The following is a 14,384-nucleotide window of genomic DNA, read 5'->3' as shown; positions in this document are numbered from 1 at the left end:
TCCAATCCGGCACTGCTGATCGTGCTCGATGGGCGTAAATGTACCTTGTTTGATAGTGGCACGGGGAAGATCAGATTTTGGTGGTTGAAGCTGTAGGCAAGATGAGTCGGGGCCACGACAGCGCGAGTGTTTTGCGTCGTCCCGATTCTTTTATCTTGGATCGTCCTCTGCAGCGGGCTGAAGATGGCTAGGATGAATAGGGCCGCAGCCGAATCGTTGGTACTGAATTAACTTCCGTCGGCGTACATCACTAATTTGCCGGAGCATGTTCGGTCGTTCCCGGTCCATGTAGGCCGCTGGAAACAGCGCCGGATCGTAGGGGATGGCGTCCAGCACGTCGATCCCATATTCGACATACACACGCTTGCCCAGCGGTGTCGTGGCCAAGGCCTTAATCCGACGGATATGTTCTGATATGACTCTGTATCCGTCATGGACGAGCAGGTCACGTAGGTAGTGGTTCGAGGCGCGAAGCGCAATCTTAACCCGTACAGATTCCCGGTGCGGCCGACCCTGCCAGTAAGCGAATAAATTGAATAAACGAGAATTCAGACAGGTGATCGGGTCGATAACGGCGACCTGCACACCCTCAATATCCAGGACGGATAAATACTTGAAAATCTCTTTTTTGGGCGCGCCCCCAACGCTGTCCATTTCCAGGATATCGACGATGACCTCTTTACCGTCAACCTAGTCAATGTACGCAGCGGCAATATTGATCGTGTTGTCTTCCATCTTCGCTTTGCGAAGAGGGAAGCCCATCATCTGGGCGCAATAATCAATAGAGTTAGGCTTGCCGATAAAGTCCAAGTCATCGCTGGTGACGAACCCGACATCCTCGCCTGTCATCTCGTCAATGAGGTATTGCCGGGCCCAAAGCGTGAGCGATTGCCCGCCTACGATCACAAGGCCGTAATCGGTAACAGCTGACTCAACTGAGGGGCGGTAGACGCGCTGAATCAGATCGAGCAAGAAAACGAAGAGTTCTGAACGTTCAAGCACGGCGAACGGGCTTCTTCGTTTACCGCTTCAGGCATCAGTTGCTTAGCGCAGAAAATCGTTGTGGGCGAGCAATTGAAGCAGAGTTGCCACGAAGTGCGGCTTTGGCACGGGCAGCAGCCATTTCGAGCATCTGAGGGTCAGCTGCATAGACAGCATCAACCTGGCGATCACGTGAGCTGCTTTTAAGGCTCATCATTTCCGCAAAGCTGAGGTCTTTTGAATGCTGGTGGCCGCTGATCATGGCGAAATTACCCGTAAGGGTGAATAGACTCGATTGAGGTTAGCACGTTCAGTTGGCGCATTTACAGACGATGCGCTGTGGCTGCAAGGTGTTACTGACGAAATGCAGAAATGCATGGGTAAGGATGCCGTCTAGCTGCCAAGGGCCTGCTTCACCGGCCCTTGGCAGCTAGACGGCTCTTAACGGCACTAAGCCTCACCATCTTCATCGAGATAACCAGTTGTCAAGCGAAATGTCAATGTGGCGGGAGATTGTTTGGTGAGCAAGCGCTGCCGACAGTCAGTGGCCCTTAAACTTCGATCTCATAGATTCCAGGCATAAAAAAAGACGTCCTTGGACGTCTTTAGTTGTAAAAGTGGTGGAGCCGGGGGGAGCTTAGTCCGCATCAATTTATTTAAAAAACCAATAAAAACAAATGGTTGCGTAGCTCTTGGGATTACATTGCCACCCCCCTATTGCCAAACCTGCCGCCATGACGCGTTAGGGTTGTGGCGAGTATGGCTTTTTAATGCTACGAATGCCAATACTGGGGACGGAGAATAACAGGGCATCCGCTCAAGCAAAATTTGTCCCTTACACGAGTCAAAGGAGCAGGCATGAAGGACTTTCTTCCTGAAGGGCATGGACTTTCGCAGCCCGTATTAAGCGGGCTGGTCTTCAGGGAGGATGGCAATATCTCCCTAACTGATGTTCAGCATAAGGCACTCGAGCAGGGGGTTGCTTGCGGAAAGAGCATGCTTGTGGTCTCACCCACGTCGACCGGTAAAACTCTAATTGGACTTTGGGCCATAGCGGAGGGACTGTCGTCAGGAAACAATACAGTTTATCTGGTCACACACCGAGCATTAGCAAAGCAAAAATTTGAAGATTTTCAGAATGTATTGCTTGAGGATTATCTAGGCGGAGATAAGTCTGCAATTGTCATTGCCACAGGCGACTATGTAGAAGACGGTAATGGCCAGTATCCAAGCGCGCCCCTTAGTGCGCCGCTTCTTGTAGCGACATACGAAAAATATCTTGCTTTGCTCTCTGCATCCGGCATGCCCAAAAGTATGCAGAACACCGTATTGGTCTGCGATGAAATTCAGCTAATGGGGGATGAGAGTCGCGGACAAAACGTCGAAGTCCTGCTGACGCTGATGAAAAACGCAGGCTGGAAACAATTCGTCGGTCTGTCTGCGGTCCTGCAAACTAAAGATGCTGAAGAACTCGCTAACTGGCTTGGTGTGGATCTACTAAAAGAGCATACACGCGAAAAACATTTACGTTATGAGTGCTGGGCGGGTGGGCGCGTGCACTCTGTGAGCACTGCGAGGCCAGATATATTAGATAGTAATGGAGTTATACCAGTAGGTGTGGGGGCGGATACATTATCTGTTCTCTGCCATTTGCTAAAACAAAAGAAACCACCGTTGCCAATCATAGTGTTCTGCATGAAAAAGAAAGATACCTATGATTTGGCAGAAGGTTTTATAAGGAGGTTTCACTCAGGGAAGCAGGGACAGCTTTCTTTAGAGTTTGAAGCTCTGCCAGAAACCTCTGCTAATATGCTACTTGCGAAGACTCTGGAGTTTAGGGTCGCAAGCCATAACTCGGATTTGACCGACGAAGAACGTAGTATTGTAGAGAGGTATTTGCTAGAAGATAAATTAGATGTTGTGTTCGCTACTACTACTCTCGCTGCGGGTGTCAATTTTCCATTGGGAGCGGCGATTTTTTCCGATTGGCGCAGGTGGAATAGCGCGCAACGTCAATATGTTCCGATTGATAGTGCAGATTTCCATAATATGGCTGGTCGTGTGGGCCGGATGGGGTTCGAGCATGATGAAGGCAAGGTCATTTATTTTGGCACCGGTGTGCCTTTAGCATTAGCTACCAGCTATCTTTCGATAGCTGATATGCCCGCTATCAAAGCTAGAGTAACTCCTGAGCGGTTCAACCAGCTCGCATTGCAGCTGTTGTCTTCTGGTCTATGCACTACTAGGAGCGAACTCGAAGCTTTAATATGTAAAACATTTAGTGCCCTTAGAGAAGAGGATACTAATACCGTATCTTTCGCCACCTGGCCAGCCAAAATCACGAAGGCTCTCGACGGCCTAATAGCCGCGGGCTTCGTTATCGAAAATGGGGGCGGAGTTCTTAGCGTGACTCCGGTAGGAAAGGCTGTAGGTTTTAGCGGGCTTTTACCTGAGACAGGAATGTTTCTTGTAAATTACCTAGCTAGGGATGCAAATATTCTTGCAGTTCTATTTTCCGATTTTGGGAATATCCAGAGTAAATCTCGGCTTGAGATGCTTATATTCTCTGCTTGTCTTTCTAGTCCAGAGTTTCGCTCTCGTGGCGGCGTTAAACCGACAAGGGTTTTGCCTTACCAGCTAGAAAATAAAATAATTTATGATGCTGATCACTTATCCAAGAATTTAATGGAGCCAATCTGGCAAGCTGATCCGGCTCCCACTAATGCGGCGTCATTGTGTAAAAAATGGGTGGATGGCGCTGAAATTAGGTCTATAGAAAGAGAGTTGGAGTCGCTAAGTGCAGGAGTAATTAGCGACATGAATAGAAACCTGTCTTGGATTTTACAGGGACTAGCCTCGGTAGCGATGGCTGCTGGAGATAGTCGAGTGCCGCATTTGCTTCGGCCTGCGGCACTTCGGGGAGCGAATGAGAATCTACGCTCAATTTCTAAACTTACACGTGTTCTTAAGCGTCTTGCTTTCCGAGTGCAGGAAGGCTTGCCTGACGACGTGCTCTGGATGGTTGGACTCTGCCCGCCGGGTGGTGACTACCGTCTCGGAAGACACGAAATTATTTCTCTAAAAAAGCAGGGTATTACTACCCCTCAACAACTTATGCAAGGTAGCGCTGAATATGATGCTGCGCGCGTGCTAGCATTTTCAAAAGCGAAACCCAATCCTCAGGCCAAAGCTAATTGGATAAGGGACGCTTGTAGAGTATGGAAAGTAGTTCAGCGGCAGCGAGCTGCGGACCGGCATTTGAAGCGAGCCGCCAGATGTGAAAGTCGGCACCTGATTGAGCAATTTTACTCAGCCAAAGGGGATGCCTTTGAACTTGCTTTTGAAAATGTGTTAACAGAACTAGGTGTTGTTTTTGAAAAGCTAGATGATAAAACGAAAACTGGTGCGCCTGACTATTTAGTTAAGTTAGGTGGGTCTTCTCCGGTAGTAGTAGAACTGAAATCTAAAGAAGGCGATAAGCTAGTTGACTATAACAAAGCTGTAGAAGTTTTAGCAGCTTCCGAAATTCATGGTCATAAAAATTCTTTCTGCATCACATTATGTCACCCAGGAGTAGACCCAAGTGTGCCTCAAGCGGTAATTCCTTGCGGTCGATTAAGCGTGGTTGAGAGCGGCGATTTGGGGGAGGCGCTACTGAGGCTTTGTGAAAAAAGCTTAACGGAAGAGCAGCTGTGGCAATGGCTATGTACGCCAGGGCAAGCTGTAGCTGAGGATCTTCCATTTAGATTATACGAAAGATAACACTGCGCGAAGTAGAGGGCGCGGAGTAATTAAATCTCTGGGTGCCGGTGGGGTAGTGTGACTCAGCTGACGGCCTTAACCGGAAATTGGGCTAATGTCTGCCGAGTCCCGCGTCTGGACATCTTTCATGCCGATGCAGGTAGGGCGGCAGATTACTTCACATGCCCGTCGTCAGGTGTGGCCTTAAGCCAAGGGTTAGGGTCATAAAGGACACCTGTGGATGAGAGATTTGGTCCACCTTCCCTCGCGCCACTCCGATCAATGAAACACCGAAAGCGCATGGTCATGCTGGCTGCCCTTAAGCGAATTCGCACGCTCATACGCCGTGGCTGTGGCCATGGCACAGCGAAGCAAGTCGTCAATTTCATTGAGCAGTTCAAAGGTTTGGATTTGAAGATCGTTAGTCATGGTTTTGCCCCTGGATTTATGAATCCTAGAGTTCCGGGTTGTTACGGCCACGCCGCCGACTTGGCAGCGGCGGGCGCAAGGTTAGCGAGGTGGGGATTTGACCTGCAAGCGGCGAAGTATTTCAGGGGGAGCTTCGCGGGCAAGGCTCGCTCCAGCAGGCCGTGCGAAGCCTAGAGAAAATAATCGCGCTTGAAGTCATCGAATTTCAGACAACAAAAAGCCCGCGATCAACGCGGGCTTTTCGTAGGATTTTGGTGGAGCCGGGGGGATTTGAACCCCCGGCATCTGCCCATTCTACGCCGCCTGCAGCTCTCAAGCTGGCATAAAGCTGTCATTCATGTCCCGAGCTACTCGCTGTCGTCCGCATTACGCAGCCCAAGCTTTCGCATTGCTCGTACCAAGCTTGAGTTCAGTCCCGGACTTTCCACCAAAGCGCGGATCCGCTTAATCCTGTTTACGAAACGGCCCGTATCCAGAAAGTAGTTAGGGTATGCTTTCTTCAGCGCGGCTAAGGATTGAGCCGCCACCAACACAACCTGAACTCCCGCTTGATTCTTTGCTTTTTTCTCTTGTTCCAAATAATCGGAAGTTGCCTGAGATAGGTCATCACGTGAATACCCGCTCACGTCTACATTCATGCCAACAACATCCAGGCGGAGCAGGTAGTAATGAGCTTTTCCATTTGTGTCTTTTAAATTTTCGACAAGAGAGTTATACATTCCGAGTTTTTTTATTACTTCTAACTCGGTCTCGAGTTCCAACATCTTCTTGAAAATTTCGATTTGGCTGAGCCCTCGATGAGCTTCTAGCACTTCGCATTTTTCAAACGATGCAAAGCTCGAAGAGGCGTAGCAAAAAAACTCTAACCATCTTTCATTACCCATGCTGGACTTCAGGGCTTGGTTCAGGAAAACTCCTGCCGTCTCAACTGCGGTAGCCCATGCATGCTGTAGCTCATTCCGGATTTGAAGCTCAAGAAGTAGACCTTCGTATGCTTTGGCGCCTCCTTTGCGGTTGTTATAACGATAGATCAGATGGATGCCCCGGTATCCGGAATCCTTTGGATTCTTGATGTAATCATTTTCAGAAACCAGTACGTGGTCGAACTTGCTATGAAGCACGTATGAGTCACGGAGCATGTAGATTTGACGAGCGGTCGATACGACAGCTCTCAAGCCACCGATGTCCTGCATGCGCGATAGACTCATTGAGCTGAAGCGCTCTAACTTCGCAACAATTGAAGGAATACGCTTTAGCCGCTGCGCTACAAGCCCACTGATCCCAAGCGAAGTGAGCTTATTTCTAAGTCCAGCTTGGAAGGTGTTAACGGGATAACTATGGCTTGAGCGCCAATTGTTTAGCACCTGCAGAGCCTCTTCGAACTCCTCATCGGATGCGTTTTCGTCGAACAAAGTGGCGCCGGCTCTTTTCACACGTTCCTTGCTGTACAGCGGCGTTGCCCAAGCCATTTCTACCTTCCCTGGATTGCTAATTGGTCGGGTCGATAATGGCATTATGGCCTCTGCTATGTAAATCTGTGTTTTTCCCTTTTCGCTGAGCCCCCCATAGCGCTACAGCCTTTGAGCCAAGATCATCTGATGCGCTAGGCATCCATCGTCCGTACACCCTGGCAATCATCGTCCAGTCGCTGTGCCCCCATCTGCTGCGCAACCCACATTGAACGATCGCCAGCGGACAGCACCATCGAAGCGTAGGTATGGCGGGTTTGAGTAAGGGCGTCGATAGGGCACGCCAGCTTTCTCCATCGCCGGGACCCAGATCGTTTACGAATAGGGCCGTCACCTGCACATCGCCCCAGCGTGCGAGGGTCCCAGCTTCTTCCCAAGCCCCCCTTTTTGGGGAAGTTCTGCCCGTTGCCGAAGCCTGCCCTAACGCGTCACTGATTGGCTTGGGTGTTCATAACTGCTTTGAAAAGCGTTCTACTGCCCCAACTACTTCACGAGCTCCAGCCTGAATTTCCAGAATCACGCTACCTGCTTGTTGGGCAAGATTCAGACCCAGTTCTGCTTGTGATCGGCTGGTACCCATGCCAGAGACCGCGTTATTTACAAGCGACTGGTTCTCCTGAACAACCGTTACTATTTCCTCGGTAGCAGAGCTTGTGCGCGCAGCGAGTTGCCTAACCTCATCAGCCACCACCGCAAATCCCCTGCCTTGCTCTCCTGCCCTGGCCGCTTCAATCGCTGCGTTCAATGCAAGCAGGTTGGTTTGTCGCGCAATACCTCCGATGGTTTGAACGATCGAACTGATCAATAACGACTGTTTTCCTAGCGCCTCAATGCCGTTTGAGGCAGATGTTACTTGATCAACGATCAGGTTCATCGTCGCAACCGTTTCTTGAACTACTGCAGCACCACGCTTTGCCGTATCGTCGGTTCGCTGCGAAATATCGAAAGCCGTATTTGCAGCTTCATTGACTTCTTGTTCACGTCGGACTTGATCCGTGACCGGGGTCGCGAACTTCACAACCTTGTATAGTCTATTTTGAGTGTCTATAACCGGATTGTAAGTAGCCTCAAGCCAAATTTCTTTGCCGTGGCTGTCAATTCTTTTAAACCTGTCAGCAACAAAGCGTCCAGATCTGAGAGTATTCCAAAAGCTTTCATATTCATGTGATGTCACATATGCCGGATCACAAAAGATACGATGATGCTTACCCTTAATTTCGGAGAGCGAGTAACCAACCGCTTTTAAGAAGTGATCGTTGGCAGTAATCACGTTTCCTAACATGTCGAATTCTATTACTGCCGTAGATCTCAGCAAAGCCTGAATCAAAGCATTATCTTCTTTATGCCTATCGACGGATTCAGTCACATCAAACCCGTAGGATGTCATGGAGGTTACCATCCCATTTGCGTCTTTGGATGGCCTCCATGCAGCGCGCATCCAAACAAGAGCCTCGTCATTTCTAAAAAATCTGTAATCGTCAGAGGTGGTGGTGCCGCCATTCATCGCCTTGATGAAGTTTTTGTAGCAGGGAAGATCCCGGACATACGATGGAGTAAAATGTCCTAATGGTTGGCCTAGAAGTGATGACCGATCGCGTCCTAAGAAAGACGCAAACTTTTCGCTAACTTCGATAATCTTCATTTCTCGGTCGACTGTGATCGTCAGCATCTCATCAGCAAGCGTTTCCTGCGAGCTTCGAAGGTCCTGGACCTCAGCTTCGAGACTCGCAATCTTAGATTTGAGCCGTTTATTGAACATACAATCACCGTCTTATTTGAACGCTATAACGGTGTATCGGGGATTTTCTCGCAAAGTTTAGCTTGCTAGAAAAATTTAGGCGCGTGTTTTGCCATCTATTTTTTTAGCTTCCAACCTTTGTTTCGTTCGAGTGCCACAGCTCCTCAGCCTTTGATCCTGCTGTCTGATCCGCGCTAGGCATCCATCGCCCGTAGACCCGTGCAATCATTGTCCAGTCCTTGTGCCCCATCTGCTTAGCAACCCACATTGGGTGCTCTCCGGCTGAGAGCGTCATTGATGCATAGGTGTGGCGGGTCTGGTAGGGCCGTCTGTATCGGACCCCTGCTTTTTTCATTGCCGGAACCCACATAGTTTTACGGATCGGCCCGTCACCGGCCCAGCGCTCCAACGTACGAGGGTTTTGAAATACCTCAGCATCGGCAAGAAAAGTATGTAATTTCTGTGCCTTCAACGCCTCCATTGCTGGCTTCAGAAGCTTCACCGATCTGCGTCCCGCCGAGGTCTTTGGTATTTCCGCAACGCCCTTCGAGGCTTGGGTCATTGCCCGGCTGATCATCACCTCTTCTCGCAACCAATCGATATCTCCCCAATCAAGGGCGACAAGCTCGCTTGTACGCAAGCCTGTCCATATCGCGAACTGCACCAGGTTGCGAGCTTGGCCAGACAGTGCGCGTTGAATAGCTTGTTGTTCCTCGGGGCTGAATGGGTCCACGTCGTCATCGGTCGTAGGAACATTCTTGCGGGAGTAGGTCCAACCCGCCAGCGGGTTGAGCTCTATCAGTTCTTCGTCGACGGCGTCGGTCAACGCGGATCGCAAGCAGCTCTGAATGTTGCTTAACGTTTTGTTTCCTATCTGCAGGGTGTCTAACCAGTCCTTAAGCACCTTTCGCTTGAGGTCTACCAGCATCACGTCACCGAATTGAGGAATCAGCCGGAGCTCTACAATTTTTCGATAGCCATCAAAGGTGCTGCTGGAAACATGCTTCTTCTTCCCAGCCAGCCAGCGAGTGAGAAAACCGTTCAGTGTTTCCCTGCACAATTCGGGCTCGAACTGCTGGGCCCTGGGTGAGTTCGGGAAGGTGACTGCGTAGACGAAGGTGCCGATTGAGATTGCGTGCTCTATCGCGGCCTTGTGCTGCTCAGCTTTTTTCAGATTAGTGGGGGAGGGCTTGAGCGTGATGCGCTCGCGGCACCGGACGCCCCGATACATGAACGTGATTTCGATGCTCGAATCGGAGACCGCCCGAACTCCCCTCCCGCCTCTACCCATGACTCATATCCCTCTATGTCGATGAGCGTCCGGCCATCCGGCGCCCTGTACCAAATTTCGCCAAGCCGCCAAATTCCATCCCGGATCTTCGAGCGGATCGCGTCCTCGCTGTAGCCAGACTCGCTGGCGAATTTCCTGATGGTCATGTAGCGCATTCGTTATTCACCCCTGATTCGTCAGGTTCTCTGCTGGCGCCAAAACTGACGCGTCATGGCGCCGCTTCTCCGCAGCCGGCTCCAACTGGTCGATGACCGACTTGATGCCAGCGGCATAGCTTGCAGGCCGATGCTGTGCGGCGCGGGCAAGCCGGTAGATAACGTCATGCGCAGAACTGGCGCGCAGTGACTTCACCATTTCAATTGCCCATGCGCGGCCTTCCAGGAACATGAAGTGGTTGACCGGGCCGGTGACCACTACGTCGAGGCTCCGAACCGTGACGGTGACCGGCGGCAGCGTGTCTATTTTCTTGCCCGCCGATGTAGGTCTTGGTTTTGGGGGCCGGGCGCTAGAAATCGGCAGGCCAGCCAACCGTAATCGCGCGTGCTCAAGGGCCAGCTCGGCAAGACTACTCATCATTGCGCCCACCAGACTCAGCCACGGTGCGCAGGTTCAGGGCAATACCGCAGGACGTCGCCAACACGGTGAGCTGCGCGACGGTAGTTTCTGGGTTTTGCAGTGCTTGCCCGAAACGGATCAGCCGGTCGCCAAGTTTTGAAAAGTTATTGGCTATGTGCAGCTGTGTCCCTTGAAAGGTTGTGCTCACAGAAGAACCTCCCGCGCCGGTCGAATCGAGGTTTGAAAAAAATCGGTACCCGATCTACTTTTTAAAAAAAGTCTGTTGAGATCTACACCATGCGTAAACGAGGCGCGACCTATTGGAGCTGGAGCGATGTTGAACTGTGTTCGATGCAGCACACCGAAATCATTTCCGGGGGCGGGCATATCGACGTGCAAGCCAGGCTTTCTCGTTCCGAAGTGGTCCAGCTCTTCATTGGCGTTTACGCAACGGACGGCCGATGTCTTTTTGAAGAGTACTTTCCACTTATGAGGGATGCGCAAATGAGCACGGCATTGGCGTGGGGAATCGCTGAGGCGAAGATCATCGCAGGCAATACGAGGTCCAATTGGCGCCTTTAAAAATACGATTTTCATAGTTGAAACACCTTAGCCTGTGGGAGCTGAGTGGCCTGCACAGCGGTGCTTTCACACATGAAGCTGGTCTTAGAGGCCCGGCCCGACTGACTTGAGGGTGCGGGCTGCTGTACGAGTGAACTGTCTGGCAAACAGCTGATGCCAGTTCCGTTGATGATCCAGCAGGTTACGCCGCGGTGGGCGTCGTGCTGAACGTCGATGTACTTCTCAGGCTGGCCAGCGTTTGCGAGGCTGGCCATGGTCATCAAGAGGAGCACGCTCAGGCTTCGCATGGCTCGACCTCCTGCGCGGCCTGGTAGCCAGACAAAAAAATCAGGTACTGGGCATGCACGCGAGCGTCAACGAATCCGCGTCGACCTTTCTCGAGTTCGTCACGGTCGGCGCCGGTTGGGTTGATCCTGATGAAGAGGTTGCGCGGATCGACGCTATCTGCGGATTGCTTGATGCGGCGGTCGATGTGCTGACGATTTGCAACGGTCGCTATGCGCTCGGCTTGGACGCGCTGGTAGATCTCTTCGCGATGCACTTCAACATTGACAGGAGCCTTGACGCCAATGCGCGTCTGCATGCCCTGGACGCCAAGTACCGTCACCGACACGTTGTCATTGATTCGAATGGTTTCACCTACACGGCGAGTAAGGATCAGCATGGAAATTTCCTTGAATAGGGGCGGCGATGGCCACCGCCCCTTTAATTACTTTTCTTTTGGGGTTGTGCCGACCAGCAGCACCATCAGCAGCAGTACGACCAGAATCAGGTCACCTACCATCGAAAGCAGGCGGCTGGCCGAATCTACGAACACCACGCCACCAGCAAGCCCGAAGGCTGCCCAGCGGCGGGCTTTGTCGCTGAACCGACGGAACATGCTTACAGGTGGTCTTTCAGGTTGAGGCCGAGCAACTTGGCGCTGCGCTCGAGCGCTGCCATTTCCGCTGGCTCGATCTCGCCATCAGCTTCTGCGACGGTCAGCATCACGTTCAGCACAGTCAGTGCTTCCTGCGGGCTATGGGCCAGATCGGCCAGTTCTTTCTCGGCGTTCTGACGAAGAATGCGCGGACCGGATTTGAAGTCGGTCTTGGCCCGGTCGATGGTGTTCGACAGTTCAGCGCCGAAGCCTTGGAGCGCCAGGTTGTTACCCAGGATGGTTTCAATTGCTTTCAGCTCGCTATCCTCAAGATCGCCGTCTGCGCATGCCGTGTAAAAAGCGCCGTACACAACCGCTTCCATCAAATCGCGGTTGGCGAGTTTGGATACTGCGGCGCGAGCCTGGCCGGATTTCTTGCCGAACAATTTGCCTAGCATGGTGTTTCCTCTTTCGTGAGGGCGAACGAGTGCCCGCCGCGTTTTATGGCTTTCGCAAAACTCTGTTGGGTTAACGGGTCAGATCAGCCTGAGCACCGGACTGCGTCCTCGTGGAAGACGCACGCCGCTGCGAAAGCGGTCATGCGAGGAAGATGCCGTCGTGGCTTTCATCGCGCTGGTGGTTTTCGGGCATTGGGTTGGCCACACCGACAAAACTGATCAGGCCCAAGGCAAAAGCCCGCGCTACCAACTGGGTGCGCTTCACTACTCCCAATTTCGTCGTGAGTGCGAGCAGACGCTTACTGACGCTATCTGGTGCTAGGCCGAGATCCTTTGCGATTTCCTTGGTGCTGCAACCTGCCGCTACTCCGAGCAGGCACTCCAACTCGCGTGGCGCTGCGCCTCGGCCCAGTACGCCGATCAGGCCGTGTGCGGAAATGGTCGCGGTGTTCATGCTGTAAAGCTCCTGGAGGCTGGGTTGTCATCGCATCTTGATACAAGCAAACTTGCATAAATAAAAGCATGCAGCATTTCATAATGCAAGCAAACTTGCTTTTATTTTTTGTACTGTATGGATATACAGCAACCAAGGAGGCAGTGAACATGGCAAAGCAACAGGCGAAAACAGTGGCACGGAAAGAAATGACCGGTATAGAGCGCCTGAATCTGCGGGTGTCAGGAATGATCAATCACCCGATTGCGCAAGAGCGCAAAAGCGTGACGATTCACCGGTTAGAGACAGATGGCGAAAGGGAGTGGGATGAGGTGATGGGTGTTTTGTCAGAGGTCGATGGCATCGCTATGACGTTCAACGATGAGGAAGAGTCATTCACGTTGAGCTGGGAAGCACCAGCAGATAACGATCCGCGCGTCCAGGTGCATGATGAATTTGATGCGGTAGAAGAGGCCGCTCCTTTCTAAAATGCACAAAAAAGCCCGCTTTGTCGGCGGGCTTTTGATGGGCAGAATCAAGCCTTGCGAGCGTTCCAGATCAGCAAGACCTTGGCATGAATGGTCACGTCTTCGATCCGCGCGGTCTGGTTTTCGTAGTGTTGATTGTCCGAAATCAGCCGGTAATGCTCTTCATCCAATCGCATCACTCGCTTGATGTACAGCTCCTGGTGCCAAGTGAGCACATAGATTCCGTCACCGATAAAGTCTTGCACTCCCTTGTCAACGATCACGAGATCTTTGTCGTTGATCGTGCCCTCCATGCTTTGACCCCAGCCGTTAATCATCGCCAAGGCTGTTTTGGATGTATACGTTACTCCCTTCTCGCGCAGGATATCTTCGCGCACGACGAGGTTGCGAACGACCTCCGTGTAGTCGGGCGGCACTTGGCCGTGACCCATCGCCGCGCGAACGTCGTATTGTGGAATCACGATCTCTTCGTTCGTTGGTCGCAGGCTAGAAAAATTACCTGGCAAAACATGACCCGAGCTGAGTTCGCCCGCGGTCTCTTCGACCGCATCGGCGATCTTCTGCCGCGCATCGTCTGAAAGGTTCTTCCCGTGTTTTGCCAGCATCTGCTGAACCATGTCTGCAGATGACTTCACAGGCAAGGCTGAAAGTTTCTCGGACAATGCACGACGAGGTGGTTCGCCTTTACCGGACAGAAGCCAATCCACGGTGGTGTCATAACCTTCGGCAATCGCACTTAGATTCTCGTTTTTTATGTTCGCCGTGTCTCCTGCGAACCATTGGCGAACAGCTTCGTAGCTGACTCCACATGTAGATGCGAGATCCCGTTTAAAGCCGCGCGCGCCCACTTCAGGCTTTCTCGCCAGAATCAGTTGGGTTATTCGGTCAGTAATTTTCATGAGATGAATTTACAAGAGTGCTTTGAAAGCATGCTTGCTTTAGAAATACAAGCATGCTTGAATTGGTATAGCTCAAAGGAATCACTCATGAAGAAATCACAAGCAATCGAATACTTCGGTTCTGTTTCGGCATTGGCTCAGTCCCTCGGTGTGACTTATGAAGCCGTTCGTCAATGGGACGAGGTTCCAGAGTTGCGTCAGTATCAATTGGAGCACCTGACCGGCGGAATGCTAACGGCGGATCACCTCCCCAACTTGAACCCAAATCTACGCAAAAACTCTCCCACCGATCAGTCCACTGTTAATGCTGGCATTTTGTACAGTGGCATGGAGGCGACTGAGTGAGTCCCTGTGCTACTCCCCAGTATTTGTTGTCCGGCTAAATCGCAGGCAACAAAAAGCCCGCTTTGCAGGCGGGCCTTCTTAAATCACTCCTTGCAGGGAGTGTTTCGAAACTTCTT

Annotated in this window: 17 protein-coding genes and 1 pseudogene; 3 read left to right on the top strand and 15 right to left on the bottom strand. The window is 51.6% G+C overall.

Features of this window, described 5'->3' with window-relative positions:
• Positions 1-150 precede the first annotated feature (150 nt).
• From ABQX22_RS18460 to ABQX22_RS18450, 3 genes are read right to left on the bottom strand one after another with little or no spacing between them, the layout of a single operon-like run.
• Positions 151-654 (bottom strand): hypothetical protein, encoded by a 504-nt coding sequence (locus ABQX22_RS18460; RefSeq protein ID WP_349801310.1) that lies wholly within the window; start codon positions 652-654, stop codon positions 151-153.
• Positions 655-690: 36 nt separating this feature from the next.
• Positions 691-1,002, bottom strand: a complete 312-nt coding sequence (locus ABQX22_RS18455; protein WP_349801309.1) for a hypothetical protein — start codon at positions 1,000-1,002, stop codon at positions 691-693.
• 34 nt (positions 1,003-1,036) lie between these two features.
• Positions 1,037-1,243: a hypothetical protein gene (locus ABQX22_RS18450; protein WP_130925956.1), complete on the bottom strand. Its 207-nt coding sequence runs from the start codon at positions 1,241-1,243 to the stop codon at positions 1,037-1,039.
• A gap of 596 nt (positions 1,244-1,839) precedes the next feature.
• Between ABQX22_RS18450 and ABQX22_RS18445 the strand changes: the two genes are divergently transcribed.
• Positions 1,840-4,743: a DEAD/DEAH box helicase gene (locus ABQX22_RS18445; protein ID WP_349801308.1), complete on the top strand. Its 2,904-nt coding sequence runs from the start codon at positions 1,840-1,842 to the stop codon at positions 4,741-4,743.
• Between the two features lie 258 nt (positions 4,744-5,001).
• Here the strand turns inward: ABQX22_RS18445 and ABQX22_RS18440 are convergent, their stop codons facing one another.
• From ABQX22_RS18440 to ABQX22_RS18390, 11 genes and pseudogenes are all read right to left on the bottom strand, one after another.
• Positions 5,002-5,151, bottom strand: coding sequence for a hypothetical protein (locus ABQX22_RS18440; RefSeq protein WP_349801307.1), 150 nt, complete (start codon positions 5,149-5,151; stop codon positions 5,002-5,004).
• Positions 5,152-5,498: 347 nt separating this feature from the next.
• On the bottom strand, positions 5,499-6,620 hold the full coding sequence (locus ABQX22_RS18435) for a RelA/SpoT domain-containing protein (RefSeq protein WP_349801306.1): 1,122 nt from the start codon (positions 6,618-6,620) through the stop codon (positions 5,499-5,501).
• 448 nt (positions 6,621-7,068) lie between these two features.
• Positions 7,069-8,379 (bottom strand): methyl-accepting chemotaxis protein, encoded by a 1,311-nt coding sequence (locus tag ABQX22_RS18430; RefSeq protein WP_349801305.1) that lies wholly within the window; start codon positions 8,377-8,379, stop codon positions 7,069-7,071.
• A gap of 103 nt (positions 8,380-8,482) precedes the next feature.
• Positions 8,483-9,649 (bottom strand): tyrosine-type recombinase/integrase, encoded by a 1,167-nt coding sequence (locus ABQX22_RS18425; protein WP_349801304.1) that lies wholly within the window; start codon positions 9,647-9,649, stop codon positions 8,483-8,485.
• A 162-nt stretch (positions 9,650-9,811) separates the two neighbouring features.
• Positions 9,812-10,225: a hypothetical protein gene (locus tag ABQX22_RS18420; protein WP_349801303.1), complete on the bottom strand. Its 414-nt coding sequence runs from the start codon at positions 10,223-10,225 to the stop codon at positions 9,812-9,814.
• Positions 10,215-10,412 carry a hypothetical protein gene (locus tag ABQX22_RS18415; protein ID WP_349801302.1) on the bottom strand — a complete coding sequence of 66 codons (198 nt, stop codon included), beginning with the start codon at positions 10,410-10,412 and terminating at the stop codon, positions 10,215-10,217. Before ABQX22_RS18415 ends, ABQX22_RS18420 begins: the two co-directional genes overlap by 11 nt.
• Positions 10,409-10,801: a hypothetical protein gene (locus tag ABQX22_RS18410; protein WP_349801301.1), complete on the bottom strand. Its 393-nt coding sequence runs from the start codon at positions 10,799-10,801 to the stop codon at positions 10,409-10,411. The genes ABQX22_RS18415 and ABQX22_RS18410 overlap by 4 nt, the downstream gene beginning before the upstream one ends.
• Positions 10,802-11,252: 451 nt before the next feature.
• Positions 11,253-11,450: pseudogene (csrA, locus tag ABQX22_RS18405) on the bottom strand (carbon storage regulator CsrA); the annotation flags it as partial.
• A 45-nt stretch (positions 11,451-11,495) separates the two neighbouring features.
• Positions 11,496-11,666, bottom strand: coding sequence for a hypothetical protein (locus tag ABQX22_RS18400; protein ID WP_349801300.1), 171 nt, complete (start codon positions 11,664-11,666; stop codon positions 11,496-11,498).
• Between the two features lie 2 nt (positions 11,667-11,668).
• Positions 11,669-12,091 carry a tellurite resistance TerB family protein gene (locus ABQX22_RS18395; protein WP_349801299.1) on the bottom strand — a complete coding sequence of 141 codons (423 nt, stop codon included), beginning with the start codon at positions 12,089-12,091 and terminating at the stop codon, positions 11,669-11,671.
• A gap of 151 nt (positions 12,092-12,242) precedes the next feature.
• Positions 12,243-12,557, bottom strand: a complete 315-nt coding sequence (locus tag ABQX22_RS18390; protein WP_349801298.1) for a response regulator transcription factor — start codon at positions 12,555-12,557, stop codon at positions 12,243-12,245.
• Between the two features lie 149 nt (positions 12,558-12,706).
• Between ABQX22_RS18390 and ABQX22_RS18385 the strand changes: the two genes are divergently transcribed.
• Positions 12,707-13,024: a DUF1654 domain-containing protein gene (locus ABQX22_RS18385; protein WP_349801297.1), complete on the top strand. Its 318-nt coding sequence runs from the start codon at positions 12,707-12,709 to the stop codon at positions 13,022-13,024.
• A gap of 47 nt (positions 13,025-13,071) precedes the next feature.
• Here the strand turns inward: ABQX22_RS18385 and ABQX22_RS18380 are convergent, their stop codons facing one another.
• On the bottom strand, positions 13,072-13,923 hold the full coding sequence (locus ABQX22_RS18380) for an XRE family transcriptional regulator (protein WP_349801296.1): 852 nt from the start codon (positions 13,921-13,923) through the stop codon (positions 13,072-13,074).
• 87 nt (positions 13,924-14,010) lie between these two features.
• Between ABQX22_RS18380 and ABQX22_RS18375 the strand changes: the two genes are divergently transcribed.
• Positions 14,011-14,268 (top strand): Cro/CI family transcriptional regulator, encoded by a 258-nt coding sequence (locus ABQX22_RS18375; RefSeq protein ID WP_349801295.1) that lies wholly within the window; start codon positions 14,011-14,013, stop codon positions 14,266-14,268.
• Positions 14,269-14,384: the final 116 nt, after the last annotated feature.

The sequence above is a fragment of the Xanthomonas sp. WHRI 1810A genome (assembly GCF_040202885.1).
Lineage (GTDB): Bacteria > Pseudomonadota > Gammaproteobacteria > Pseudomonadales > Pseudomonadaceae > Aquipseudomonas.
The sequence above is the reverse complement of the archived record's forward strand: the minus strand, read 5'-3'. Positions and strand labels throughout refer to the sequence as shown.

Coding starts and splice junctions, on each gene's coding strand:
- ABQX22_RS18460 (WP_349801310.1), bottom strand. CDS start 654: ATGGACAGCGTTGGGGGCGCGCCCAAAAAAGAGATTTTCAAGTATTTA.
- ABQX22_RS18450 (WP_130925956.1), bottom strand. CDS start 1,243: ATGATCAGCGGCCACCAGCATTCAAAAGACCTCAGCTTTGCGGAAATG.
- ABQX22_RS18445 (WP_349801308.1), top strand. CDS start 1,840: ATGAAGGACTTTCTTCCTGAAGGGCATGGACTTTCGCAGCCCGTATTA.
- ABQX22_RS18440 (WP_349801307.1), bottom strand. CDS start 5,151: ATGACTAACGATCTTCAAATCCAAACCTTTGAACTGCTCAATGAAATT.
- ABQX22_RS18435 (WP_349801306.1), bottom strand. CDS start 6,620: ATGGCTTGGGCAACGCCGCTGTACAGCAAGGAACGTGTGAAAAGAGCC.
- ABQX22_RS18430 (WP_349801305.1), bottom strand. CDS start 8,379: ATGTTCAATAAACGGCTCAAATCTAAGATTGCGAGTCTCGAAGCTGAG.
- ABQX22_RS18425 (WP_349801304.1), bottom strand. CDS start 9,649: ATGGGTAGAGGCGGGAGGGGAGTTCGGGCGGTCTCCGATTCGAGCATC.
- ABQX22_RS18420 (WP_349801303.1), bottom strand. CDS start 10,225: ATGATGAGTAGTCTTGCCGAGCTGGCCCTTGAGCACGCGCGATTACGG.
- ABQX22_RS18410 (WP_349801301.1), bottom strand. CDS start 10,801: ATGAAAATCGTATTTTTAAAGGCGCCAATTGGACCTCGTATTGCCTGC.
- ABQX22_RS18400 (WP_349801300.1), bottom strand. CDS start 11,666: ATGTTCCGTCGGTTCAGCGACAAAGCCCGCCGCTGGGCAGCCTTCGGG.
- ABQX22_RS18390 (WP_349801298.1), bottom strand. CDS start 12,557: ATGAACACCGCGACCATTTCCGCACACGGCCTGATCGGCGTACTGGGC.
- ABQX22_RS18385 (WP_349801297.1), top strand. CDS start 12,707: ATGGCAAAGCAACAGGCGAAAACAGTGGCACGGAAAGAAATGACCGGT.
- ABQX22_RS18380 (WP_349801296.1), bottom strand. CDS start 13,923: ATGAAAATTACTGACCGAATAACCCAACTGATTCTGGCGAGAAAGCCT.
- ABQX22_RS18375 (WP_349801295.1), top strand. CDS start 14,011: ATGAAGAAATCACAAGCAATCGAATACTTCGGTTCTGTTTCGGCATTG.